Source organism: Paraburkholderia bannensis NBRC 103871 (assembly GCF_000685015.1).
Lineage (GTDB): Bacteria > Pseudomonadota > Gammaproteobacteria > Burkholderiales > Burkholderiaceae > Paraburkholderia > Paraburkholderia bannensis.
Genome location: NZ_BAYA01000010.1, coordinates 145,284 through 170,253, shown reverse-complemented (window position 1 = coordinate 170,253; position 24,970 = coordinate 145,284). Strand labels below are relative to the sequence as shown.

Sequence of the window (24,970 nt, the reverse complement as noted above, 5' to 3'; positions counted from 1 at the left end):
TCGCGCAAAACGTTTGCGCTTCAATATAAATAACGCGTGATTTAAAGGCGCTTCTAAAGGCCCGGTCGATTCAGGGCAATCCGCTTTGGGGCAGCGAACGAATCGCCGCCATGAGGTCGTCGGTGTGCACCATGAGGTCGCGCACCTGGACGAGCATCGGATACTGGTGCAGCACGGAGTGCCAATGCGGCGACTCCAGCAGCGCCTGCCAGATCGTGTCGAGCGCGTGAGCGCTGGCGCTGCGATGCTCGGCCAGCGCATTGGCGAAGCCGACGCTGGGATGCGCCGATAAAAGCTGCATGCGGCTCGCGGCGCCCAGCAGGCGCGGCGGCGTTTCGGCGGGCGCGTCGCAGCAATAGAGCACGGCGTCGCGCAAGGCGGCGTCGTCCGTCGATAGCGCGTGCAGCGATGCGCCGCTCAACTTCACGCTCCCTTGTTGCGTTTCGAAGGTGTAGACCCGATCGACGTCGGCGTGCGCGAGCAGGCGCAGGCCCCGCAGCAAGCGGGGCAGGTCGGTCGTCGCCGCGTCGACGGACGCCTTGGCTTCCAGCAGCAGGCGGATATTCCAGACCTCGGCGGCGTCGGCTGCATTGGCTGTATCGGCGGCATGGGTGCCGGCCGTCGCTCGTTCGAGCAGGACTGCATCCCACTCGGTCTTGGCGCGTTCGTGGCTGCCGGGAATCGCGGAGGGCACGCGCATCGACGTCACGACGCGGTAGGGCGGGTTGCTCGGGTGCGCTGCGTTAAGCCGCTGGGCGAGCGCGTCGAGCGCCTGCATGGCGAGCATTTCGACGGCCGCGCCGCGCTGTTGCGAACGCGTGCCTTGCGCGATGGCCTGGGCGCTGCCGGGCCGCGGGCCGTTGCGTTCGAGCAGCGCACGGTACTGGCGCACGCGCGCGTCCGCCGTCAGGGCGTCGAGGCGCAGCAAGTGGACAAGCGCGGGCTGGGCAGCAAGCTTCGCAATATCGCGCGCGAGCGCGGGCGAAGCCGCAATGTCGGGGCTTTCATGCAGCCTGCCCAGTTCCTGCTTCAGTTCGGGCCATGAGGCCGAGGCCGCCGCGGCCTGCAGGCGGGCGAGCCCGTCGCGTTGAGCGCCAGGCGGCTGGCGCTCCAGTTTCGCGGGATGGGCGATGGCGTTGACGGCGGCGTGGATCGTGCGCCTGTCCTGGTCGGCGCTGGCGGCGAGTTCGGCGTATTCGCGCACTTGCGATTCGCGATGGCGCAGGACGGTGGCCTGCAGCATGGCGTCGCCGCCTTCCGGGCGCATCGCATGGCGGATCATCTGCGCGAGCGCGTCGGCGAAAAGGCGTTCGAACGCTGCATCCGGCACGTGCGCGCTGGCGGCCGCCTTGCGGGCCGCTTCGATGACGACGGCGAGCTTCGTCGCGGGGGTGTCGGCCTCGGTCAGCGACGCGGGCGTGGCGAGCGGCGGCAGGCGATAGCGCCGCTCGACGCGGCGCAGCGTTTCGACAAGCAAAAGCGGTGGCGGGGGCAGCGTCATGCGGGAGCGGACGGGAATCCGGCGTTTCGTAAAGCCGACGATTCGACGATGGTATAAGAATTGCCCGCTTCAGGTCGATGAATCTGTGTGCGTCTGCGCCCGCTTGAATCAGCTTGAACGCGCTTGAACCCGCATGAACGCGCCTGAAACTTTAGCCCGCCTGCCCGGCGCGATCTTCCAGGAAGCCCTGACGCGTCGCCGCGAAGCCCGCGACGCCGATCAGCACGCCGGTTGCCGCCATCAGCCAGCACGGCACGAGCCAGCCGCCGCTGAGCGCGAACAGCTTGCCCGTCACCCACGGCCCCGCCGATGCGATCAGATAGCCGATTGCCTGCATGACGCCGCTGAGCGCCGTGGTGCCGCTTTCGGTGCGGGTGCGCAGATTGATGAGCGTGAGGCCAATGGTGATCGCCATTGCGCCCAGGCCCGCCGGAATCACCCACAGCAACGCCAGTTGCGGGCAATACGCCAGCCCCAGCGTGCCGGTCACCGTGCAGGCGGCCGCGACGATCACGACGCGCTCGGGCCGACGCGTGGTGGCGAGCAGACTGGGCACCACGAGGTTGTGCGCAAGCCCGACGAGGCTATAGAGCGCGAGCATCGCGCCTGCGTGTGCGGGCGCGACGTGGGCCGTTTGCACGAGCATCGTTGGCAGCCACGCGAGCAGGGCGTACATCACCCACGCACCGCCCGCGAACACGACGACCAGCGCCCAGGTCTGCGGCCAGCGCAGCGCCAGGCGCGTGAGACTCGCATCGCGTGTGGCCTGCGCGCCGGATTGCGGCCGGTGCAACAGAAGCCACGGCAGCGCGGCGGCCACGGCCAGCAGCGACCACGCACCGACTGACACGCGCCAGCCGAACAGATGCGCGACCGGCACGGCGAGCAGCGAGGGCGCGGCCGCGCCGATCGCCGACATGATGCAGTAGGCGGCCGTCATCGTGCCGACGTGCTGCGGCAGGTAGCGCTTGATCGTCGCGGGCAGCAGGACGTTGGCCATGCCCATGCCGCCGAGCGCCATCAGCGAAAACAGGCCCAGGCTCCAGACGGAGCCGGACAGCCATGCGCGGCCCATGTCGCCTGCGCAGACCAGCATCATCGCGAGCGCAATGCCGCGTTCGAGGCCAAGCCGCCGGTTGATCGCGGGCGCGCAGCAGCCGAAGACCGCAAACGCCAGCGCAGGCAGCGAGCCGAGCATGCCCTGGGCCTGCGGCGAAACCAGGAAGCTCTTGCAGATGAGATCGTAGATCGGCGAGAGCGCCGCCACGGCGGCGCGCAGGTTGGCGGCGACGAGCAGGATGCCGGCGATGGCGAGGAGGCTGCGGGCCGGGTGCCCGGTGCGTGCGCCCGGTTGGGCCGTGGGCGGGAGGAGGCGGGTGTTCATCGTAGGTCTTGCTTGGCCGCGACGTGGCGTCGCAGCTTCCGTACTGAAGCCCGCAGTGTATGAAATTAACCAAGTAGTTACCGATAGGGGTTTACGTGAGGGCCTTGCATATCACCGAAATCGCGCAACAGAGCATTTCAAAGCCAGTAATAAACGCGATTTTTCAGGCGCATGCCTGGAGCGACCGTTCGCGTGGTATCTCGCCAGAATTAACCATTTGGTGACAAAGCGATTCGACGAAGGATTGCTTCGATAACGGCTTGAGCGGTGCCTGCTAAGCTGCGGAATTCCTCCCTCGACCGGTTCGTCCCGTGCGCCCTTTCAACGCCCTGTTCATGCTCATCGGAGTGCTGCTGGCTTCGGCTGGCTATGGGGCGACGTTCCTCTTTTCGATGCACGTGCGCCTGTTGGGCGGGACGGATTTTCAGACCGGCGTGGCGCTGGCGGGCGCGGCGCTCGGCACCTTGATCGGCGTGCCGCTCACGGGCTGGGCCGTGCGGCACATCGGCGCCGCGCGCATGGCCGCGCTGGCGGCGCTGGCGGTGGGCGCGGGCGTCGCGAGTTTCGCGGCTGCCGGGGGCGCGAGCGACCTGGAGGCGCTGCCGGGCTTTCTGGTCGGCTTTGGCTGGGGCGCGTTCTGCCTCGCCGCGCCGATGTCGCTCGCCGAGCGCACCAGCGACGCCGACCGTGGCCTCTGGTTCCTGCGTTTCGCCACGGTGCAGATGACGGGGATCGGGGGCGCGCCCGCGCTGGCCGCGCTCGCGATCCGCTGGTGGCGCGTGCCGCTCGACAGCATGCTCTACGGCATAGGCGCGCTGTGCGTGGTCGCGGCGTTCCTGCTCGAAGCGTTTGGCCGGCTCGCGCATGTGCAGCCGCAGCGCGACAGCTGGCTGCGCAGCATCGGCGCGGTGGCGCGCACGCGCACGGTCTTTCCGGTTGTCATCATTGCGCTGGGCGGCTGCGTGTTCTCGGGGCTGATGACGTTTCAGGGCTCGCTCGTGAACGGCACGCACGCGCAGGCGGGCACCTTCTTCAGCGTCTACACGGTGACGGTGGTGGCCACGCGCTGGCTGCTCTCGCGTCTCGTCATCAAGCTGCGCTCCGCCACCGCGACCAAGGTGCTGCTGACGATGATGGTGCTCGGCAGCGCGGCGATGTTCGCGGTGCCTTATCACGCGGGATTTCAGGCGGCGTCGGCGGTGCTGCTCGGCACGGGCTATGGCCTGGCGTATCCGATCGTGCAGCTGCAGGCCGTCAACGATTCGATTGCCGAGCATCGGCGCGCGGCGCTCACGTGGTTCGTCGCTGCGTATTTCGTGGGGGCGTTCGGCTTTCCCGCGCTCGGCGGCTGGGTGCTGGTGCACAGCGGCAAGGGCGCGCTGCTCGTGCTGATTGCCGCGTGCGGGTTGCTGGCGCTTGCGTTGTCGGTGGTGCGCGACCGGCGGCTGGGGATGGTGGCCGTCTGAAGCGTGGACGGCGCGCCAGGTACGCGCCGCCCCGCCTTGTCCAGCCGTTATGCCAGGGCGCTTGCCTGGGATTCGCACGCTTCGGTTTGAACGAGGCCGATACCTGCCATGAGCGCCGCGACCAGCGCGTTCGCTTCTTCGGCCGTGTGCGCAGCGCCGAACACGTAATAGTCCGGCCGCACGATCACGACCTTCGCATCGTGCTGCGCGAAGAACTGCTGGTACTTGCCGCTGACGTCATAGAGCACGCGGTCGGTCACCACCTTCGACGCGTCGCGCGTCACGCCGATCGTATGGGCGCCAAGCCGGTCGAGCGCCGCGCGCGCCGCCTCGCTCAGGTACGCCTGCGGATCGATGTCGAGTCCGATCAGATGGAAGCCCGTCGGCACCGCTTCGTCGTACCGCATCGTCGTGCCGCCGTTGCGCACCTGGCCATGCACGCTCAACTGCCCGGCGATGCCGCCGTCGGCGCTGTTCTGGGCGTGGACGATGAGCCCGTCGGTCAGGCCGGGGAAGGGCGGCAGCGGCGGTACGTTACCCGCCAGATAGGCCGCGTCGCGCTCGGCGGCCTTCTGCAGGTCGGACGTGCAGACGACCTGGCCCATCGCAATCGACGCGTCGATCACGGCGCGCACCTGCGGACGGCGCTCCGGCGTATAGCCGTCGAGCAGCGCGGGCGCAGCGACATCGCGCAGCACGAGATCGAGCCGCCACGCGAGGTTCCACGCATCGCGCAAGCCCGAACACATGCCCTGGCCCATGAACGGCGGCATTTGATGCGCCGCGTCGCCGGCGATCAGCACGCGCCCTTTGCGCCAGTTGTCCGCAATCAGCGAGCGGAAGGTGTAGAGCGCGTAACGCACGAGCGTCGCCTGATCCGGGCCGACCCACGGCGACAGCAGTTCCCAGACCTTCTCGGGCCGCTGCATGTCTTCGCGCGTTTCATGCGGCAGGCGCATGAATTCCCAGCGCCGATAACCAGGGCCGCCCGGCACCATCGTCGTCGGGCGGGCGGGATTGCACCACTGGCCGATATCGGGCACGTCGAGCTTCACGCCTTCGTTCGGCTTCAGGTCGATGACGAGCCAGTCCTCCTGGAAGCCCAGATCCTCGAACGCAATGCCGCTCGCCTTGCGCACGAAACTGTTGGCGCCATCCGCGCCGATCACGTATTTCGCCTTGATTGTCTGCGTTTCGCCGCTGCGCGTGACCTTGCCGTCCTGCATCGTCACGCGTTCGAGTTTCAGCTCGCAATGATCGGCGCGTTCGTGCAGCTCGATCGCTTCCCAGCCTTGATGAACCGCGACGCTGGGCACGGATTTCGCCTTGCTGTCGAGCAGCGCTTCGAGCGAGGGCTGGTTGAACAGATAGCCGACCGGGCCGTCGCTGATCGACTCCGACGACCAGTCGATTTCGACCAGCGTCTTCCAGTCGGCATTGAACCATTGATAGGTTGCCGAAGGCTGCGAAATCGATTCGACATCCTGACCAATACCCATGGCATGAAACACGCGGCGGATTTCGTGGTCGTGAAAGACCGCGCGCGGCAAGGGGTAAAGCGACGGCCAGCGTTCGTAGACCGCGACCCGGTAGCCGCGCTGCCCGAGCAGGATGGCAAGCGTCTGCCCAACGGGCCCGTAACCGACCACGACGACATCGAGAATATTCTGGGAAGCCATGTGATTCACCTTCAAACGAGCGAGTGTTGCCCTGGCCACCGGCGGACGCCGGCAGCCATGAAGCTGGTGTTTGATGAAAATGCGAGGAGCCGCTAGGCGGGCGCTTCGGTATTGCGGATGAAGTTCTCGGGGACGGCCGGGCCCCAGAGATAGAGCGAATCTTCGGGGTCGTAGTCGCCTGCGGGCCACTGCGAGCCTGCCGATACGAAATCGATATCGGCGGAATACTCGCAGAACGAGCCCCACGGATCTTCGACGTAGTGGAAGTAGTTCGAGCCGAGCACATGGCGGCCCGTGCCCCAGCCTTTCGTGTAGCCCGCCGCGGCCATTTGCGACGCGCCTTCGCCGACCAGGTTGACGTTGTCGACGTCCCACGCCGCGTGATGCCAGCCGCGCGCGGCGCTCTTCGCAAACGCGACGAGGTGATGGTCGCTGCCGTGCGGCGCGTGCGTGAAGGCGATCAGGTCGCGCGACTTGTCGGAAAGCCGCAGTCCGAGCGCGGCGTGATAGAAGTCCAGCGCGCGCAGCACGTCGGGCGTGAACAGCAGCACGTGCGACAGGCGGCGGGGATGCACGATCAGCGACTGCGAGCGCGTATGCGAGCCGCGCGTGTCGGCGGGGCTGCCGTCCAGATGAAACGGCATCTTGACCGACGGGCTGGTCTTGCGGCCCACCTTCACCTGCACGAGATTGCCGTCCGGATCGTGGAACCAGAAGCCTTCGCTGCCGCGGTCGTCGAGCACCGTGCAGCCGCGCGCGGCGACCTGGTTGCGCAGCGCGTCGAGATCGGCGGCGTAGCAGTTGAAGGCGAGATACGCGAGCGACTTGTGATCGCTGGCCAGGATGCGCGCCCAGCGATGGCCGTCCGCGGCGTAGAGCGCGAGTTCCGGCGACGGGCCGTCGCTGCGCTCCACGCGCAGACCGAAACTGTCGAAGAAGCGCGCCGCCTCGTCGAGCGACGGGACGTTGAGCGCGAAGTGATCGATCGAGTGAATGCTCGCGGGGTCGCGAGGCGCGTTGTCTTCGGACATGCTTGTCTCCTTCAGGCGGCCCGCTCGGGCGGCGGGCTGTCGTGACCTGTTTGCGCGATGGCGCCTTGGCGTTTTTGCCTGGAAAACGCGTCGATCAGCGGGCGGCTTCGTCCGCAATCACGTTGCGCAGCGTGCCGATCTTCTCGACGCTGACTTCGCACACGTCGCCGGCCTTCATCAGCAGCTTCGGCTCGCGCGCCCAGCCAATGCCCGAGGGCGTGCCCGACACGATCACGTCGCCGGCTTCCAGCGTGATGGCTTCGCTGATGATGCTGATGAGGCTTTCGACGTCGAAGACCATTTCGTCCGTGCTGGCCGATTGCACCACCTGGCCGTTCAGGCGCGTTTCGAGGCGCAGGCCCTTCGCGCCCGGCGGCAGTTCGTCGGCGGTGACGAGGTCGGGGCCGAATGCGCCCGTGCCGTCGAAATTCTTGCCGACCGTCCATTGCGGCGTCTTGAACTGATACTCGCGCACCGATCCGTCGTTAAAGAGCGAATAACCGGCGACGTGCGACAGCGCATCGGCGCGCGCGATATGGCGGCCGCCCTTGCCGATCACCACGGCGATTTCGCCTTCGTAGTCGAGGCCCGCGGAGTCCGTCACGCGCGGCCGGATCATCGGCTGGTCGTGGGCGATCAGGCTGGTGGCGACGCGGAAAAACAGCGTCGGGTAGTCGGGCTGCGCGTAGTTGCTCTCGGACGTGTGATCGGAAAAATTCAGGCCGACGCAGATGATCTTGGGCGGGCGCGACAGCGGCGGCAGCAGCTTGACGTCGGCGACGGCGACGCGCTCGTCGGTGGCGTGCTGGCGTGCGTAATCGGCCAGCTTCGCGCCGCTCGCGAGAACCGACTCCAGCGTTTCATTACCGATGATCGTGATGTGATCGCCTTCGCGAACACCGATTGCCGCCTTGCCATTTCGCTCAAAACTTACCAGTCGCATGTGTGTCTCCGGACGTTGCTGGGGGTCGAAACCGTTGAATTGACGTTTTTGTCAGTTCGTATATTAGGCGTTTTGACAAAATCGTCAACTAGATTCGATACAGGACAAACCCTAGAATGGCGGGAGACAATCGCCAGCCCGGCGACCCTGCAAACGGCCGCCGACTGGACACCCTGCTGGATACCCGCTGGACACACATGGACGCATCGGAAGAGAACTATCAGACCCGCGTGGGCGCGGCGCGCCGGGAGAAGACGCGCAACCGGCTGATCGAGACGGCGCTTGGCGTGTTCGCCGAGAAGGGCCCGGATCTGCCGGTCATCGATGACTTCATCGCGGCCGCCGGGGTCGCGCGCGGCACCTTCTACAACTACTTTCGCACCACGGGCGAGCTGCTGGTGGCGGTCGCGGGCGAGAGCAGCGACCAGGTGCTGGGCGTGATCGATCCGCTCGTGCTGGCGCAGGACGATCCCGTGCGGCGGCTGGTCGTGGGTTCGCGGCTGTACATGACGATGGCGGCGCGCTATCCGCTGTGGGGCGCGTTCATCACGCGGGTAGGGACGCGGCGCGGCTCGCGCGGGCGTTTGCTCGACGAGTACCTGACGCGCGACCTGCAACTGGCGATCGACACGGGGAAGTTCCGCATCGAGCACGTGAGCGTGGCGCGCGATATCGCGCTGGGCGCGATCATGTACGGGATCGAGACGCTGCTGTCGGGCGAGGCCCCCGACGATTACACCGAAACGGTGATGTTCACGCTATTGCTCGGTTTTGGCGTGAAAGAAGAGGAGGCCCATGCGCTGGCCTTCGCGCCGATCGCGGATTGCGGCGAGCCGCAAGGCGCGATCTTCGAGAAAGATCCGGGGACCGGGCGGAACGGCGGCGACCCAACGGACAATGATTAGGATGCCGGATTGATTGCCAGGCTGGTTTTAACGGGCCGGCCCGTTGGCTGGCTTCAAGCGACGTTCGCTTCGCTCAGCGTCGGATAGTCGGTATAGAACTTTTCCGTGCCGCCAAAAAAGCCTTCCCGGCGCGGTTCGTTCATGGGCGCATCGGTCTTGATGCGCTCCACGAAGTCGGGGTTCGCGAGCACCATGGCGCCGTAGGATTCGAGATCGGCGACGCCTGCTGCCGTATCCGCACCTACCTGCTCGCGCGGCCGTCCAGGACGGTTCACGATCAACGCGCCGCGCCAAAGCGCGCGGATTTCCGCCAGCAGCGGCTCATTGCCCTGATGCGCAATGTGCAGGTACGCGAGACCCAGTTTGTCGAGTTCGGCGACGAGATAACGATAGAGCGCCGGGCCTTCAGCGCCTTCGTCGATGCCCCACAACGCCATGCCCGGCGACAGGCGGATCGCGGTGCGATCCGCGCCGATTTCGCGCGCAATGGCCGTTGCAACCTCGATGGCAAAACGTGCGCGGTTTTCGATGGAGCCGCCGTATTCGTCCGTGCGCGTGTTGGCGCTGGGCGCGATGAATTGCTGCACGAGATACGCGTTGGCGCCGTGAATTTCGATGCCGTCCGCGCCTGCATCGATCGCGCGGCGTGCGGCGAACGCAAACTCCGCGACCGTCTGGCGGACTTCTTCGGTGCTCATCGCGCGCGGCACGGGAATGTCCTGCATGCCCTTCGCGGTGAACATGCCCGTGCCCGGTGCGATCGCCGACGGCGCGACGGCCTGACGGTGGTGGGGCGTGTTGTCGGGATGGGACATGCGCCCGGCGTGCATCAGTTGCATGAAGACGTGCCCGCCTTTGGCGTGCACGGCGTTCGTGATGTGCTTCCAGCCCGCCACGTGTGCATCGGTATAGATGCCCGGCGTCATGAGGTAGCCCTGGCCGTCGTCCGAAGGCTGGGTGCCTTCGGTGACGATCAGGCCGACACTCGCGCGCTGCGCGTAATACTCGGCGGCCAGCGCGCCCGGCGTGCCGTCGAACTGCGCGCGCGAGCGGGTCATCGGCGCCATGACCAGGCGGTTTTGCAGGGTATAGCGGCCAACGCTAACGGGTTCGAACACGGTGCTCACGATGAATTCCTTGGATGGGAGGGTGACGCAAGCATCATCGTCTGCTTCGCAGGAAAGATAAATACGCTCTATCGGATATCATTGATCCATTAATGGAGCAATCTGCATGGACGATTACCTCAATGACATGGCCTTGTTTGTGGAGGTCGTCAAGGCGAAGGGCTTTCGCAACGCGGCGCAGGCGGTGGGCATTCCGAACTCGACGCTGTCCAGACGGATCACCGCGCTCGAAAAGACCATCGGCCTGCGCCTTTTGCATCGCACGACACGCAGAATCGAGCTGACCGAGGCGGGGCAGCTTTACTTCGAGCGCTGCAAGCGCATCGTTGAGGAAGCGCGGCTTGCGCACGAACAGCTTGGCGACATGCTCGCGCAGCCGAGCGGCGTGCTGCGCGTGTCGTTGCCGGTGGATTTCGGCGTGACCTATCTGGCGCCGCTCATGGTGGAGTTCGCCGAGCTTTATCCCGGTATCCGCTTCGACTTCGATCTCACTTCGCGGCGTATCGACCTGGTGAGCGAGCGCTTTGATGTGGCATTGCGCATCGGCGAATCGGAAGACTCGCAGTTGATCGCGCGGCCGTTGGCTTCGCTGACGCCTAATTTATATGCGTCGCCCGCGTATCTGGAACGCGCCGGTGAACCCGCGAAGCCCGCCGATCTGGCGCATCACGAATGCCTGACGATTCTTAAGGCCTCCAGATGGACGTTGCGCGAAGGCAAGCGCTCCGTCACGGTGCCGGTGGGCGGACGCTTCGCGCTCAACAGCGTGGGCATGATTCGCCGGCTGGCGGTGCTCGACCGGGGCATTGTGCTGATGCCGCACGAAGTCGTTGCCGACGACCTGGCGAGCGGCGCATTGCGCCCGGTTCTGCCGCGATGGCACGGCGAGGCCGTGCAGATCTATGCGATCACCGAGACCCGGCTTTTACCGGCCAAGGTGCAGCGCTTTATCGAATTCCTGCAAGCGCGTCTCGCGCGCTAGCCGCTTAGTGAATCGCAATGCTTTGCGTCAGCGTGGAAACAAAGCGTGCCGTGCGTGCGTCGCGCGGACGCGAAAACAATGCGCTGGATGGCCCCGCTTCCACGATTGCGCCGTCCTTGAGAAAAACGGCGTCGTGCGCGATTGACGCCGCGAGCCGCAGATCGTGCGTCGCCATCAGCATGGTCGTGCCTTCCTGCGCCAGTTGCCGCAGCACGTCGACCACTTCCGCAGACAGTTCCGGATCGAGCGCCGACGTGGGCTCATCGCACAGCAGCACCTGCGGCGAAGGCGCCAGCGCGCGTGCGATTGCCACGCGCTGCTGCTGTCCGCCGGAAAGCGTCGAGGGCCAGGCGTCGGCCTTATGCGCGATCCCGACTTTCTCCAGCAGCGCCGCCGCGCGTTCGCGGGCGCGCGCACGATCCCACTTGAGCACGGTGACCAGTCCCTCCATCACGTTTTCAATCACGCTGAGATGCGCGAACAGCTGGAAATTCTGGAACACCATGCCGGTATGGCGGCGTATGGCGGCGACTTCCGCGTGCGTGACGCGGCGTTGCGGGCTGAAGTCGATGCGTGCGTCGCCAATCGCCAGCGATCCTTCGTCCGGCGTCTCCAGCAGGTTGACGCAGCGTAGCAGCGTGCTTTTGCCGCTGCCCGATGGGCCGATCAGCGCGGTGACGCTGCCGGCAGCCAGCGTGAGGTCGATGGTGTCCAGCACACGATGATCGCCGAACGACTTGCTGAGGTTGTCGAGCCGGATCATCAGCGCCCCGCCGAAAACAGCGCATGACGGCCAAAGCGCGCTTCGAGCCGCCCTTGTGCGTGCGAGAGCACGGAACTGAAAACCAGATAGATCAATGCGGCCTCGGAATAAAGAATCAGCGGCTCGTAGGTGACGGCCGCGATGCGCTGCGCGGCCTGAAAGATCTCGGGCACCGTGAGCACGGCCGCAAGCGACGTGTCCTTCACGAGCGAGATGAACGAATTGGACAATGCAGGCAGCGCGACGCGCGTGGCTTGCGGCAGGATCACGCGGCGCAGTGCCTGCGCGCGCGTCATGTTCATCGAATAAGCCGCTTCCCATTGCCCGCGCGGGATCGATTCGATCACGCCGCGAATCACTTCGGCGTTATAGGCGCCGACATTGAGCGAGAAGCCGATGATCGCCGCCGTCAGCGGATCGAGCACGATGCCGACGTTAGGCAGTCCGTAGAAAATGACGAACAGCTGCACGAGCAGCGGCGAGCCGCGAAACAGCCAGATATAGAAGCGCACGATCGCGACCGCCCAGCGCGGCCCGAACAGCCGCACGATTGCGGCCCAGAACGCCACCACGATACCCAGCGCGAACGATGCCAGGGTGAGCGGAACGGTGAAGACGAGTCCCGCGTAAAGCAGGGGCCAAAGCGATTGCCCCATCAGGTGCAGCCATGCCGGCATCGTTCAACCCGCCTTATTGCGAAACGTCTTTGCCGAAGTACTTCTGCGAAATGCGCGCGTAGGTGCCGTCCGCCTTGATGTCGGCGAGCGCCTTGTCGATGGCTTCGCGCAGTGCGGGGCTGCCCTTGCGGATCAGCACGCCCGATTGATCGTCGGCGGTGCTGGTGTCGCTGGCCGCGACCTTGAGCTTCGCATCGGGCTTGTGCTTCTGGAAGTCGAGGAAGGAAAGCGAGTCGTTCACCGTGGCGTCGACGCGGCCCGACGCGAGCAGGTCGATCGATTCGTTGAAGCCTTGCACCGGCACGACATCGGCGCCGTGGGAAGCCGCGAGCTTGCCGAAATTGCTGGTCAGCGTGTTCGCCGACTTCTTGCCTTTCAGGTCGTCGAAGGAATGGATCGTCGTGTTGTCGGAACGCACGATCAGCACGGCGTGGGTGGCAATATACGGCGTCGAGAAATCGTACTTGGCCTTGCGTGCATCCGTGATCGAGACTTCGTTGACGACGGCGTCGTAGCGGTTCACGTCGAGGCCCGCAATCAGCCCGTCCCATTTGCCTTCGACGAACTGCGGCTTGACGCCCAGTCGCTGTGCGATGGCCGAGGCGATATCGACATCGAAGCCGGTGAGCTTGCCCGTCTCGTCGTGATAGGTGAACGGTGCGTAGGTGCCTTCCGTGCCGACACGGAACACGCCGGACGACTTGATCTGTGCAAGCTCGTCCGCGGCGAACGCGGGCGCGGCGGTGACAGCCGACACGAGGGCGGCGAGCAGTACTGAGCGAATGGCTTTCATGGTCGGAACTCGCGGTAGGTGGTCTTTGGTATGGGGTTGTTTCAAGGAGTCGACAGATTCTACTGAGCGCGCGTCCAGGCACAAAAGCGATGATTCGCTATCGATATACAGTGGCGGAATATAACGGCGAAACCGGCGTCCCCGCGAAGGGGCACCGGTATTAAGGCAGGTCTTAAAAGCGCGAGCGCAGGCCAACGGTTGCAACGACCTGCGTGGCGGTGGACGACGCGCCGCCCGCCGTATCGATGAACGCGACGTAGTGGTGACCGGCAACGTGCTGGTAGATCCCTTCGACATACACGTCCGTGCGCCGCGAGAACGAATAGACAAGCTGCGCGTCGACCTGCTGCCACTTGGGATCGGCGGAATATGTTCTGGTGTACGAAGTGTGGCCGTCGGTGTAGGCATACGCGAGGCCCAGCGCGAGATGGCGCGCGAGCGGATATTGGCCGCTGAGTTCGTAATTGTCGAAACTCACGTTGCCGCCCGTCGAGCCAAAAGCCGTGCTGCCTTCAAACTGGCTGTGCGAATACACGAAGGCCACGGATGCGCCGTTCGCCTTGTAACGGATCGCGGCTGCGGCGACGCGCTGCACGTTGGCGGCCAGCGTAAAGCCGCCCACGCCGTTGGCCGACGATTCGGCGATATCGACTGCGCCGTTGCCAGTCGAGCCGCCGGCATGGTCGATCTGCAAGTAGCCCGCGCCCAGGCTGAAGGGCCCGTTTGCATAACTTGCGCCCGCGGTCCACGCACGATTTGCGCTGAAGCCGGTGCTGTTCGAGAACGCGTATAGGCCGCCGAACTGCAGGCCCGCGAAGCTGGGACTCGCGTATTTCACGGCATTGCTGAAACGCAGCGAATCCGCGAGATTGTCGTTATCGAAAGGGTGCGCGAAGCTGGACTTGCCGAACGAACCCGCTTCCGCAGAAAGCGGCGCGACGTAATCGACGACCGAATCGTACTGGCGGCCCACGGCGGCGAAGCCCCAACGATCGCTTGTGAGCCCGACCCAAGCCTCGCGGCCAAACAGGCGATTGTCCTGGCCCAGCTTGCCGTTCTGCACGTTGAAGCCGTTTTCGAGCACGAAGACGGCATTGACGCCGCCGCCGAGCGATTCGCGCCCACGAATGCCGAAGCGGCTGCCGTTGATGTTGCCGCTGGTGGCCTGGAACAGCGCGCCGTGTGCGCCGCTCTTGCTCACGTTGTTGGTGTACATGAGGCCGGCATCGATCATGCCGTAGAGCGTCACGGAGTTCTGTGCGAAGGCGGAAGACGAGAGCAGCGCTGCGGCCAATGCGCCGAGCCATGTTGTTGTTTTCAAGCGAAACCCCTGTATGCGTGTATCAAACCTTGCGATGTGCAAGGCATGACCGATGCTAGGGAGGGGCGCGTGTTTCTCTAACGGAGCGATTGCGCAAAGCTCATTGCGAGCGCGCTGATTTGCATTTCACGCGTGCGGGAAAGGGATTGTCGCGTTGAAAGTGAAATGGGCGATTCGTGAATAAAGCGTTAAGGATCAGCTATTTCGATGCGCTGCCGTGCGGCGCGAAGCGCGCGTGAATGGCGGCAGCGCATCGCGCCGCGCGCGCGTTATTTGATTTCGCGGAAGATTGAATTCCAGTTTGCGCGTGGCGCGATTGGCACATTCCGGCACGCGTGGGCAAGCTGGCGCGCGACTAGCGCAAACGTGCAGCCCATGACTCGACGTCATCGCCGCTGCCGATTTTCGGATCGACAATGCCGTTGATCATGAACGTCGGTGAAACATGAATGCCGTTCTGGCGGGCGTATTTAGCGTGCCATTTGACCTCGCTGTCGAGACCGGGGATCGCGAACGCTTCGCGCAGGGCGAGGCCGCTGTAACGCTCGATGCGCGCGATGATGTCGTTGGGCGTCGCATCCATGTTCGGGCCGCCGCAATGACGCTCGAACTCGAATTCCTCGCGGTGCGCGGCCACGGCGGCCATGACCGCTTTTGCTCTCTCCTTGCCGCCGGGCAACGTCGAAGCCGCGAGAATGCAGCGCACGACCACGCCCGAATACATGTGCCACGGCTGCGACTGCAGGCGGATTTTCACGGTGACGCGATCGGCGCCCGCGGTCTCCAGCAGCGCGTCGAGCTTGCCGAACGCGCGCACCGAGAAAGGGCAGGTCGGCTCAAGGAAGACTTCGAAAACGTGCGGGCCGTGGCCCCACGTGAGCGGATCGGCGCGCCAGGCGGGCGTGGTGGAATCGGCTTGGGTCATCGGGTGTTCCGGGTCTTAGAGGTTACTTTGTGCGGGCTCGCATAACACATGCCCCGTTATTGGCCCGCTTCCGGGCGCTTGACGAAGGCGCTCACGAACGTATGCACGGCGGCTTCGACCCAGCGGTCGATTTGCGCGTCCGAGGGCCGGGCGTTGGGGTGCGTGAGGCATTCCAGTTGCGCCTCGCCGCGCACGATGCTGATGAAGAGATTCGCCGCGCTCGTATAGCCCACGGCCTGCACGTCGATCTGGCCGCGCGCGGCCGCGCGTTCGAGAAATTGGCCGACGATGCCTGCCACAACCTCGGGCCCGGCTGCATAGAAAGTGCGCCCCAGTTCGGGAAAGCGCGGCGTTTCGGCAACGATCACGCGAAACAGCGCGAGTCCCATCGGCGAGACGATGAGCGTCAGGTACGCGCGCGCCAGCGTGGTGAGCGAGCGCGTGATGTCGTCGGACTCGAATTCCATGTGGCGCAGCGAATTCGCGAACTGGCCGCATTCACGCTGGATCACGGCGGCAAACAGCGCTTCCTTCGTCGGCCAGCTCGCGTAGACGGTGGACTTGGAGACGCGCGCCTCGCGCTGGATCATGTCCGTCGTGGCGGCGCTGAAGCCGTGCGCGAGAAATACCGAACGCGCCGCGTTCAGGACGATGTCCGCGCGGCTGGGTGTGGGTGTCGTATCGATGTTGCGAGCGCGGCGCGCCGGTGCGCCGGGTTCCTTTTGCGTCGCCATGTCTTTCTATTGGGTTGCAATAACGGTGTCGCGGGATCGTAACACAGCGCGGTGGCGTATTTCCCCGCCTTACCTGCCTGTCAACGTAGCAGTACCGATCGGTTCGATTTTAGTTGACTCGGTAGTGTTGCGCTCTTATTATGCAGTACCGTTCGGTACTCTATCTCCGATTTGATCTTCCCCTTTATTGATCGGATGCTGCTGCGCGAACCTGCGCGGCGCGTTTGCCTGTCTCGGGGCGGAGCGGGCTGGGAACTCATGCGGCCGCGCACATCAAGTTAATCAGGATTGCAAAATGACTATGGAACAGCGCACGACACGCCCCCGAGGTGCCCGATGAGCGGGCCCGCTGCGGCCAGCGCGCCAGCGCCGCTGACCGGCGGCAAGCTCGCGCTCGGCACGCTCGCTGTGGCGCTAGCGACCTTCATGAACGTGCTCGATTCGTCGATTGCGAACGTCGCCATTCCCACGTTGTCGGGCAGTCTTGGCGTATCGGTGGACGAGGGCACGTGGGTCATCACGGTCTTCGCGGCGGCCAATGCCGTGTCGATTCCGCTGACCGGCTGGCTCACGCAGCGGCTCGGCCAGATCAGGCTGTTTGTCGGCGCGATCGTGCTGTTCACCATCGCGTCATGGCTGTGCGGCATGGCGCCGAACCTGCCTGTCCTGCTGGCCGCGCGCGTGTTCCAGGGCCTGACGGCAGGCCCGCTCATCCCGATGTCGCAGGCGATCCTGCTGAGTTCGTGGCCGAAGCAGAAGTCGTCGACCGCGCTCGCGCTCTGGGCGATGACGGCGACCGTCGGGCCGATTGCGGGCCCGTCGCTGGGCGGCTGGATTACCGATAGCTATAGCTGGACGTGGATTTTTTACATCAACATTCCGGTGGGCATTTTCGCGGCCGTGACGACGTGGATGATCTACCGTTCGCGCGAGACGCCCACGCGCAAGCCGCCCATCGATCTGGTCGGGCTGGGCCTGCTGGTCGCCTGGGTGGGCACGTTGCAGGTCATGCTCGACAAGGGCAAGGATCTCGACTGGTTTCATTCGCCCGTGATTGTCGGGTTGACGATTGCCGCCGCGGTCAGCTTCACGGCCTTCGTGATCTGGGAGCTGACCGAAGAACATCCGATTGTCGACCTGCGCCTGTTCGGCCAGCGCAATTTTCTTGGCGGCACGATTGCCATTTCGATTGCCTATGGCGTGTTCTTCGGCAACCTCGTGCTGCTGCCGCAATGGATGCAGGAATATCTGGGCTATCGCGCCGTGGATGCAGGGCTGGTGATCGCGCCAATCGGCATTTTCACAGTGCTGCTGTCGCCCGTGATCGCGAAGGTGTTGCCGCGTTCCGACGCGCGTTTAATGGCCACGCTCGCGTTTATCGGCTTCGCGGTGGTGTTCTGGATGCGCTCGAACTACATCGTCGATATCGACACGTATCACCTCGTTGTGCCAACGTTGCTGCAAGGCATTCCGATGGCGATGTTCTTCGTGCCGCTCACCGCGATCATTCTCGCGGGGCAGCCGCCGCAGCGCATTCCCGCTGCGGCCGGGCTATCGAATTTCGCGCGCGTGTTTTGCGGGGCGGTGGGGACGTCGCTGGGCGCGAACGAATGGTACAACCGCACCGTCGTGCACCACGCGCGCCTGACGGAACAGGCCACGCCGGAAAACCCCGCATTCACGCAATTTCTCGACTTTCTTGCGCGAACGGCGCACCTGGATACGTCGGCTTCGCACACCGTATTCGGGCAACTCGTCGATACCCAGGCGGCAATGCTGGGCCTGAACGACGTGTTCTGGATTTCGGCGGTGATCTTCATCGCGATCATCCCGCTCATCTGGATCACACGTGCGGGCAAACCGGAAGGTGGCGGCGCCGATTCGGCCGCGCATTGAGCCGGCAGCGCTTTCGCATCATCAGGATCATCAGGAAAACATGACTAGCGTTTCAAACCTTCGTCCACGCGCGACACCGCGTGCGCTGGCGGTCTTAGTTGCGGGCGCAACGGTGACGTTGATGGCCGGCTGCGCCAATTACGCGGGCATCAAGAGCGACAAGACCCTCGCGCAGCCGCAACAGTTCGAGTCCTCGCAGAGCATCCCGGCACAGGGCGGGCAGTGGCCCACGCTCGACTGGGCGCAGCAGTTCGGCGATCCGCAATTGCCGAAGCTGATCGACGAAGCGCTCGACGGCAGCCCGAGCATCGCCCAGGCGCAGGCGCGCATCGCCAAGGCCTCGTCGTATATCGATACGTCGAAGGCGGCGCTCGCGCCCAAGGTCAGCGCCAGCTATTCGTGGACGCGCGAGCTTTACTCGTCCAACGCGCTGTATCCGACGCCGTACGGCGGCAGCTGGTATAGCGAGAACAACGCGCTCGCCAGTGCGTCTTGGGATCTGGATTTGTGGGGCAAGAACCGTCAGCGTCTCGCGCAGGCCGTATCGGAGCAGCGCGCAGCACAAGCCGACATGGAGCAGGCGCGCGTGACGCTGGCCGCTTCGGTTGCACGCACGTATAACCAGCTTGCGCAGCTTTATGTGCAGCGCGATATCGCCGCGCGCGAAATCGACAACCGCAAGACTATCGGCTCGATCACGAATGGTCGCGTGGTGGCGGGCCTCGACACCAACGTCGAGCGTCAGACGGCCAACGGCAATATTGCCACGAGCCAGGCAAACCTCACGCAGATCGACGGCCAGATCGAGACGGTGCGCTATCAGTTGGGCGCGCTGCTCGGCAAGGGCCCGGATCGGGGTTTGCAGATCGCCAACCCCGTGCTGAATCCGGTCGCGCAAATCGCGTTGCCCGACAACCTGCCCGCCGATCTCGTGGCGCGCCGCCCGGACATCGTCGCCGCGCGCTGGCAGGTCGAAGCCGCGATGCACGACGTCAAGGAAGCGAAGGCCGAGTTCTACCCCGACGTGAATCTTGCCGCGGGCTTTGGTTTCGATGCCTTCGGCTGGGGCAAATTCCTTAACGTCGCGAGCCGCCAGGCGCAGTTCGGCCCCGCCGTACATTTGCCGATCTTCGACGCGGGCGCATTGCGCGCGCAGTTGAAGGGCCGTTACGCCGACTTCGACCTGGACGTGGCGAACTACAACCAGACGCTGATCGGCGCGTTCCAGGACGTGGCGACCACGGTGTCGTCGATCCACTCGGCGGACAGGCAACTGGTCGATGCGCAGAACGCGCTCGATGCTTCGACCAAGGCCTACCAGCTCGCGGTGATCCGCTACAAGGCGGGTCTGTCGGAGCAATTGCAGGTGCTCAACGCCGACCAGAACCGCCTGGCTTCCGAACAATCGGTTGCCGACCTGAAAGCCCAGCGCCGCGACCAGCAGATCGCGCTGATCAAGGCGCTCGGCGGCGGTTTCGATGCGTACACAACGAATCTGGTCGCCCCGTCGCAAATCGGCAGCGATGCGAAAGGTGCGAACGGTGCGCCTTGGAACGGCGCAAGCGTGCCAGCGACAGTCGCTGCAAACCCGGCGCAACGATAAAACACACTGCAAAGAGAAATCCGAAATGAACACCGCACAACGGCCCGTTGCAGAAGAGCAGGGCACTGAACAGAACGGCAAGCGCAAGCGCATGATGACGCTGCTGGTCGTCGCGATCGTGATTGCCGCGATTGCCTACGGCCTGTACTACTTCCTCGTCGCACGCTTTAGCGAGGACACCGACGACGCTTACGTGAACGGCAACGTCGTGCAGATCACCCCGCAGGTCACCGGCACGGTGATCGCGGTGAACGCCGACGACACGCAGACCGTCAAGATTGGCGAGCCGCTCGTGCAGCTCGATCCCGCCGATTCGCGCATCGCGCTTCAGCAGGCCGAAGCCGACCTGGGCCAGACGGTGCGCCAGGTGCGCGGCCTGTTCGCCAACGACAGCCAGTACCAGGCGCAGGTGGCCGTGCGCCAGGCCGATCTTTCACGCGCGCAGGACGATTTGCATCGTCGCATGCAGGTTGCGCAGACGGGCGCGGTCTCGCAGGAAGAGGTCTCGCATGCGAGCGACACCGTGAAGAGCGCGCAAGCCGCACTCGACGCCGCCCAGCAGCAACTGGCCGCCAACCGCGCGCTGACCGCCAACACGACGATCGCCGATCACCCGAACGTGATGGCCGCCGCCGCCCGCGTGCGCGATGCGTACCTGGCCAACGCGCGCAACACGCTGCCCGCGCCGGTCACCGGTTATGTCGCGAAACGCTCGGTGCAGGTGGGCCAGCGCGTGTCGCCGGGCACGCCGCTGATGTCGGTCGTGCCGCTCAATGCCGTGTGGGTCGACGCCAACTTCAAGGAAGTGCAGCTCAAGCACATGCGCATCGGCCAGCCGGTCGAGATGACGGCGGACGTGTACGGGTCGTCGGTGGTCTATCACGGCAAGGTCGTGGGTTTCTCGGCGGGCACGGGTTCGGCGTTCTCGCTGCTGCCCGCGCAAAACGCCACGGGCAACTGGATCAAGGTCGTGCAGCGCCTGCCGGTGCGCGTCGCGCTCGACCCGGCGGAACTGGAGAAGCACCCGCTGCGCATCGGCCTGTCGATGCAGGTGGACGTGAATATCAAGGACGATTCCGGCAGCCAGCTCGGCAACGCGCAGAACACGGTCTACCAGACCGATGTGTTCGAAAAGTACGGCGACGAAGCCGATGCGGAAATCGCCCGCATCATCGCCGAAAACGCCGGGAAATAAAGCCCGCGCGCTTTCGTCTGACCAGCAATTCGCGTCAATCGATACAAGAACATCCGGTGCATTTTTGACCGGATGTTCTTTTTCATTTTGCTAAAACGTACGCTTCAGCCCGCAAGTCGGCAACGCTCAGGAAATCCTTATAGGACATTGGGGAAACTCCTGGAGCGCGGGTCATAAAAACGAAGATTTAACAAAGTTAGAATGAAATCTCTAGATCGGCGAAGGTGGCGCTGGGAGCGTAAATAAGCGGATTTACGCGCTCGTGAATGACGTCATGCCGGTCGTCGGCCGCAGTGGCAGCGGCCAGCGTGTTGATGACTCCAATGGAGCCTAATTCATGAGTAATCCTGAACTAAACCACTTTGCCACCCTGCCCACTGCATGCAGTATCGTGCATGCCATTGGCGGCGCAGCAGCGCAATCGATGTTGGCGAAGGAGCGGTCATGCTGAGCCATCACGAACTTTCCACATTGCTGCTGCTCAACGACGCATCCGAGCACATCGAGCCCGATTGTGTCGAATTAGGCGTGCTGCGCGACCTGCAACTGGTCGCGATAGCGCCACCGGAATCGGGCCAGCCGCTGCTGCGCGTGACGCCGCGTGGCCATGCCGTACTGCGGGCGTTCGCGCGCGCCGCGTGATTGTGCGGACTGAACGTGCTGCCTGAGCGTGCTGCCCGCTGCACGAATCGATGCGGCGGCGATCCAGATAACCCGAGGAGGCTGAAGTGGAACAGTCCTGGCTGGGTATGAGCGTGGGCACGATCGTGCTCTTCGTCGCTGCTGTGGGTGTGGTCGCGCATTACCGCCGCGAGCGCCGGCGTGCCGATCTTTTACGCAATCTCGACCACCACGAGTGGTTGCAGTGGTCACGCTCGCGTCGCTAATGACCGCTGGATCAACACGCGATCGACACGCTTTGAATCGATACCAAAAACGGGGAATGCATCGTGAGCTTTGAATTTGCTGAGCGGGATCTGACACATATCCGCAATGTTCTCGGCTATCTGGAGCGCTCGACCGACTTCGTGCGCCAGACCGAAGCCAACGCCGTGGTCAGCCTCGGCTATTGGCGTGCGCGGGTGCGGGCAATTCAGGTCATGCCGCAGTTGCCCATGCATATCGACAAGCAGGCGAAAGAGCTGATGCTGCGTCTCGATCACCTTGAAAGCACGCGGCAAGCAAGCCGGGCCACGCCGGGATCAAAGGCCGAAACGCGCTCGCTGGCGTCGATGTACTGAGGCGCGTCAAAGGCCTATCGCTCAGATACAGACGTTCAATTGGGGTCTGTCTTCGGTAACGGATATATTAAGGCGTTTCCCCACGCGAATGGAGTACACATGAGCACGCCCATCGATACACCCACGCCCGATGAAGCCAAATGCCCGTTTCATGCCGCTGCCAAACCGGTTGCCGGCGGCGGTACTGCGAACCTCGACTGGTGGCCCAACCAGCTGCGCGTCGACCTGCTCAACCAGCATTCCAACCGTTCGAACCCGCTTGGCGAAAGTTTCGACTATCGCGCGGAGTTCAAGAAGCTCGACTACAGCGCACTGAAGGCCGACCTGCGCAAGGTGCTGACCGACTCGCAGGAGTGGTGGCCTGCCGACTGGGGCAGCTACGCAGGTCTCTTTATCCGCATGGCCTGGCATAGCGCCGGCACCTACCGCATGATCGACGGCCGTGGCGGTGCAGGCCGTGGCCAGCAGCGCTTTGCGCCGCTCAATTCCTGGCCCGACAACGTCAGCCTCGACAAGGCGCGCCGCCTGCTGTGGCCGGTCAAGCAGAAGTACGGCCAGAAGATTTCGTGGGCCGACCTGATCGTGCTCGCAGGCAATGTCGCGCTGGAAAACGCGGGCTTCCGCACCTTCGGTTTCGCGGCTGGCCGCGAAGACGTGTGGGAACCGGACATGGACGTGAACTGGGGCACTGAGAAAAAGTGGCTCACGCACCGCAATCCGGAAACGCTCGCAAAGAACCCGCTGTCGGCCACGGAAATGGGCCTGATCTACGTGAACCCGGAAGGCCCGAACGCCAGCGGCGACCCGGTATCGGCGGCGCCCGCGATTCGCGCGACCTTTGGCAACATGGCGATGGACGATGAGGAAATCGTCGCGCTGATCGCCGGCGGTCACACGCTTGGCAAGACCCACGGCGCCGGTTCGGCAGAGAACGTGGGCACGGATCCGGAAGCCTCGCCGCTCGAAGCGCAGGGCCTCGGCTGGCATAGCGGTTACGGCTCGGGCGCGGGCGCGGACGCGATCACCTCGGGTCTCGAAGTGGTCTGGACGCAGACGCCGACGCAGTGGAGCAACTACTTCTTCGAGAACCTGTTCAAGTACGAATGGGTGCAGACGCGCAGCCCGGCTGGCGCGATCCAGTTCGAAGCCAAGGACGCGCCGGACATCATCCCCGATCCGTTCGACCCGTCGAAGAAGCGCAAGCCGACCATGCTGGTCACCGACCTCACGCTGCGTTTCGATCCGGAATTCGAGAAGATCTCGCGCCGCTTCCTCAACGACCCGCAGGCTTTCAGCGAAGCGTTCGCGCGTGCATGGTTCAAGCTGACCCACCGCGACATGGGCCCGAAGGCACGTTACCTCGGCCCCGAAGTGCCTGCGCAGGATCTGCTCTGGCAAGACCCGCTGCCCGCGCCGGTGCATCACCCGAGCGCTGCCGATATCGCCGACCTGAAGGCGAAGATCGCGGCGTCGGGCCTGTCGGTGAGCGAACTGGTGTCGATCGCATGGGCGTCCGCATCGACGTTCCGTGGCGGCGACAAGCGTGGCGGCGCCAACGGCGCACGCATCGCGCTCGCACCGCAGAAGGACTGGGACGTGAACAAGGCCGCGGTCGCCGTGCTGCCGAAGCTGCAGGCGATCCAGCAGGCGTCGGGCAAGGCCTCGCTCGCCGACGTGATCGTGCTGGCCGGCGTGGTCGGTGTCGAGCAGGCTGCTGAAGCGGCGGGCGTGAAGGTGAGCGTGCCGTTCATCGCAGGCCGCGTGGATGCGCGCCAGGACCAGACCGATGTGGAATCGGTCGGCCATCTCGAACCGCACGCCGATGGCTTCCGCAACTATCGCAACGTGCAGGAAGGCCCGTCGACCGAAACGCTGCTGATCGACAAGGCGCAGCAACTCACGCTGACCGCGCCGGAACTGACCGTGCTGGTCGGCGGCCTGCGCGTGCTGGGTGCGAACGCCGACAGCAGCAACGACGGCGTGCTGACCGACAAGCCGGGCGTGCTGAGCAACGACTTCTTCGTCAACCTGCTCGACATGGGCACGGCGTGGAAGGCAGCCGATGCGACGTCGGAGCGCTTCGAAGGGCGCGACCGCAAGAGCGGCGAAGTGAAGTACACGGGCACGCGCGCCGACCTGGTGTTCGGCTCGAACGCCGTGCTGCGCGCGCTCGCGGAAGTCTATGCGAGCGCCGACGCCAAGGAGAAGTTCGTCAAGGACTTCGTCGCGGCCTGGACCAAGGTGATGAACCTGGATCGCTTCGACCTGGCTTGATTTGCAGCATTAGCGTAGGTCGATAGTTCAGTTATTCGACCTTCGCCTTGCCATCATGTGGACCGATTGGCCTGTCCGGCCAATCGGTCCATTTGTCTTTGCGCGTTGCTTCATGAGCCGTATTGAGCGGATAGCGAATGCGGTTTTCGTCTTTCGGCGTTTCGCCAATCACGATCAGGCGCACTTCCTCGGTCGTGTTGTTGAGGAACGTGTGGCAGATGCCCGTGCCCGCGGGAAAGCCCACGGAATCGCCGGGCTGGAGGCGGTGCAGGTGACCGTCGATCCACACATCGGGCGTGCCTTCGACGACATAGGCGAACTCTTCTTCCGCGCTTTCGGCGTGCGGGTAGGAGGTTCTGCGTCCGGGCAACAGGCGCACGTGATGAATGCCGATGCGCGTGAGGCCGAGTTTCTGGGCCAGCGGTGCGCCGAGGCCCATCAATTCGGTGTCGCCTTGATAGTGGCCTGCTTCCGGGTTCTCTAGCTCAGTCCAATGCTTGATAAAGCTGGGGCGTTGCATGCGGTCGTCT

At 64.5% G+C, this 24,970-nt stretch carries 23 protein-coding genes; 10 read left to right on the top strand and 13 right to left on the bottom strand.

Annotated features, from left to right (window positions below):
- Positions 1-70: 70 nt before the first annotated feature.
- Both BBA01S_RS17875 and BBA01S_RS41645 read right to left on the bottom strand, forming a co-directional pair.
- Positions 71-1,501, bottom strand: a complete 1,431-nt coding sequence (locus BBA01S_RS17875; RefSeq protein ID WP_027817654.1) for a hypothetical protein — start codon at positions 1,499-1,501, stop codon at positions 71-73.
- A gap of 151 nt (positions 1,502-1,652) precedes the next feature.
- Entirely contained in the window at positions 1,653-2,885 is a 1,233-nt protein-coding gene (locus tag BBA01S_RS41645) for an MFS transporter (RefSeq protein ID WP_052391777.1), read from the bottom strand.
- Between the two features lie 335 nt (positions 2,886-3,220).
- On the opposite strand from BBA01S_RS41645, the gene BBA01S_RS17865 reads away from it, so the two are divergent.
- Positions 3,221-4,351 (top strand): MFS transporter, encoded by a 1,131-nt coding sequence (locus tag BBA01S_RS17865; protein WP_322787828.1) that lies wholly within the window; start codon positions 3,221-3,223, stop codon positions 4,349-4,351.
- A gap of 47 nt (positions 4,352-4,398) precedes the next feature.
- Here the strand turns inward: BBA01S_RS17865 and mhpA are convergent, their stop codons facing one another.
- The 3 genes from mhpA to BBA01S_RS17850 all read right to left on the bottom strand — a co-directional run bounded on the left by mhpA (position 4,399) and on the right by BBA01S_RS17850 (position 8,004).
- On the bottom strand, positions 4,399-6,030 hold the full coding sequence (mhpA, locus tag BBA01S_RS41640) for a bifunctional 3-(3-hydroxy-phenyl)propionate/3-hydroxycinnamic acid hydroxylase MhpA (RefSeq protein WP_042297462.1): 1,632 nt from the start codon (positions 6,028-6,030) through the stop codon (positions 4,399-4,401).
- A 92-nt stretch (positions 6,031-6,122) separates the two neighbouring features.
- Positions 6,123-7,061, bottom strand: coding sequence for a VOC family protein (locus BBA01S_RS17855; RefSeq protein WP_027817652.1), 939 nt, complete (start codon positions 7,059-7,061; stop codon positions 6,123-6,125).
- A 94-nt stretch (positions 7,062-7,155) separates the two neighbouring features.
- Positions 7,156-8,004, bottom strand: a complete 849-nt coding sequence (locus tag BBA01S_RS17850; RefSeq protein WP_027817651.1) for a fumarylacetoacetate hydrolase family protein — start codon at positions 8,002-8,004, stop codon at positions 7,156-7,158.
- A 116-nt stretch (positions 8,005-8,120) separates the two neighbouring features.
- Between BBA01S_RS17850 and BBA01S_RS41635 the strand changes: the two genes are divergently transcribed.
- Positions 8,121-8,909: a TetR/AcrR family transcriptional regulator gene (locus BBA01S_RS41635; protein ID WP_245641515.1), complete on the top strand. Its 789-nt coding sequence runs from the start codon at positions 8,121-8,123 to the stop codon at positions 8,907-8,909.
- 53 nt (positions 8,910-8,962) lie between these two features.
- Here BBA01S_RS41635 and BBA01S_RS17840 read toward each other — a convergent pair whose 3' ends face one another.
- Positions 8,963-10,036, bottom strand: a complete 1,074-nt coding sequence (locus BBA01S_RS17840) for an alkene reductase (protein WP_027817650.1) — start codon at positions 10,034-10,036, stop codon at positions 8,963-8,965.
- A 106-nt stretch (positions 10,037-10,142) separates the two neighbouring features.
- Between BBA01S_RS17840 and BBA01S_RS17835 the strand changes: the two genes are divergently transcribed.
- Positions 10,143-11,018 (top strand): LysR family transcriptional regulator, encoded by an 876-nt coding sequence (locus BBA01S_RS17835; RefSeq protein WP_027817649.1) that lies wholly within the window; start codon positions 10,143-10,145, stop codon positions 11,016-11,018.
- A 4-nt stretch (positions 11,019-11,022) separates the two neighbouring features.
- Here the strand turns inward: BBA01S_RS17835 and BBA01S_RS17830 are convergent, their stop codons facing one another.
- The 6 genes from BBA01S_RS17830 to BBA01S_RS17800 form a co-directional block, all read right to left on the bottom strand.
- The gene (locus tag BBA01S_RS17830; RefSeq protein ID WP_027817648.1) at positions 11,023-11,781 is read right to left on the bottom strand and encodes an amino acid ABC transporter ATP-binding protein; all 759 of its coding nucleotides are present in this window, start codon (positions 11,779-11,781) and stop codon (positions 11,023-11,025) included.
- On the bottom strand, positions 11,781-12,458 hold the full coding sequence (locus BBA01S_RS17825; protein WP_027817647.1) for an amino acid ABC transporter permease: 678 nt from the start codon (positions 12,456-12,458) through the stop codon (positions 11,781-11,783). The genes BBA01S_RS17830 and BBA01S_RS17825 overlap by 1 nt, the downstream gene beginning before the upstream one ends.
- 13 nt (positions 12,459-12,471) lie before the next feature.
- Positions 12,472-13,251, bottom strand: a complete 780-nt coding sequence (locus BBA01S_RS17820; protein WP_027817646.1) for an amino acid ABC transporter substrate-binding protein — start codon at positions 13,249-13,251, stop codon at positions 12,472-12,474.
- Between the two features lie 172 nt (positions 13,252-13,423).
- Positions 13,424-14,572: a porin gene (locus tag BBA01S_RS17815; protein ID WP_027817645.1), complete on the bottom strand. Its 1,149-nt coding sequence runs from the start codon at positions 14,570-14,572 to the stop codon at positions 13,424-13,426.
- A gap of 355 nt (positions 14,573-14,927) precedes the next feature.
- Complete coding sequence (locus BBA01S_RS17805) at positions 14,928-15,497, bottom strand: DsbA family protein (protein WP_027817644.1); 570 nt, start codon at positions 15,495-15,497, stop codon at positions 14,928-14,930.
- 56 nt (positions 15,498-15,553) lie between these two features.
- Positions 15,554-16,231 carry a TetR/AcrR family transcriptional regulator gene (locus BBA01S_RS17800; protein ID WP_084162256.1) on the bottom strand — a complete coding sequence of 226 codons (678 nt, stop codon included), beginning with the start codon at positions 16,229-16,231 and terminating at the stop codon, positions 15,554-15,556.
- A 336-nt stretch (positions 16,232-16,567) separates the two neighbouring features.
- On the opposite strand from BBA01S_RS17800, the gene BBA01S_RS17795 reads away from it, so the two are divergent.
- The 7 genes from BBA01S_RS17795 to katG all read left to right on the top strand — a co-directional run bounded on the left by BBA01S_RS17795 (position 16,568) and on the right by katG (position 24,440).
- Entirely contained in the window at positions 16,568-18,127 is a 1,560-nt protein-coding gene (locus BBA01S_RS17795; protein WP_027817642.1) for a DHA2 family efflux MFS transporter permease subunit, read from the top strand.
- 40 nt (positions 18,128-18,167) lie between these two features.
- Positions 18,168-19,730, top strand: a complete 1,563-nt coding sequence (locus tag BBA01S_RS41630) for an efflux transporter outer membrane subunit (protein WP_042297498.1) — start codon at positions 18,168-18,170, stop codon at positions 19,728-19,730.
- Between the two features lie 25 nt (positions 19,731-19,755).
- Positions 19,756-20,925: an EmrA/EmrK family multidrug efflux transporter periplasmic adaptor subunit gene (locus BBA01S_RS41625; RefSeq protein ID WP_042297460.1), complete on the top strand. Its 1,170-nt coding sequence runs from the start codon at positions 19,756-19,758 to the stop codon at positions 20,923-20,925.
- A 444-nt stretch (positions 20,926-21,369) separates the two neighbouring features.
- On the top strand, positions 21,370-21,567 hold the full coding sequence (locus tag BBA01S_RS17780; protein ID WP_027817641.1) for a hypothetical protein: 198 nt from the start codon (positions 21,370-21,372) through the stop codon (positions 21,565-21,567).
- A gap of 86 nt (positions 21,568-21,653) precedes the next feature.
- Positions 21,654-21,812 (top strand): hypothetical protein, encoded by a 159-nt coding sequence (locus tag BBA01S_RS47580; protein ID WP_167336022.1) that lies wholly within the window; start codon positions 21,654-21,656, stop codon positions 21,810-21,812.
- A gap of 63 nt (positions 21,813-21,875) precedes the next feature.
- Positions 21,876-22,166 (top strand): hypothetical protein, encoded by a 291-nt coding sequence (locus BBA01S_RS17770; RefSeq protein ID WP_027817640.1) that lies wholly within the window; start codon positions 21,876-21,878, stop codon positions 22,164-22,166.
- A gap of 99 nt (positions 22,167-22,265) precedes the next feature.
- Entirely contained in the window at positions 22,266-24,440 is a 2,175-nt protein-coding gene (gene katG / locus BBA01S_RS17765) for a catalase/peroxidase HPI (RefSeq protein ID WP_027817639.1), read from the top strand.
- Between the two features lie 31 nt (positions 24,441-24,471).
- Here katG and BBA01S_RS17760 read toward each other — a convergent pair whose 3' ends face one another.
- A complete protein-coding gene (locus BBA01S_RS17760; protein ID WP_027817638.1) occupies positions 24,472-24,960 on the bottom strand; it encodes a cupin domain-containing protein in 489 nt (162 codons plus the stop codon).
- Positions 24,961-24,970: the final 10 nt, after the last annotated feature.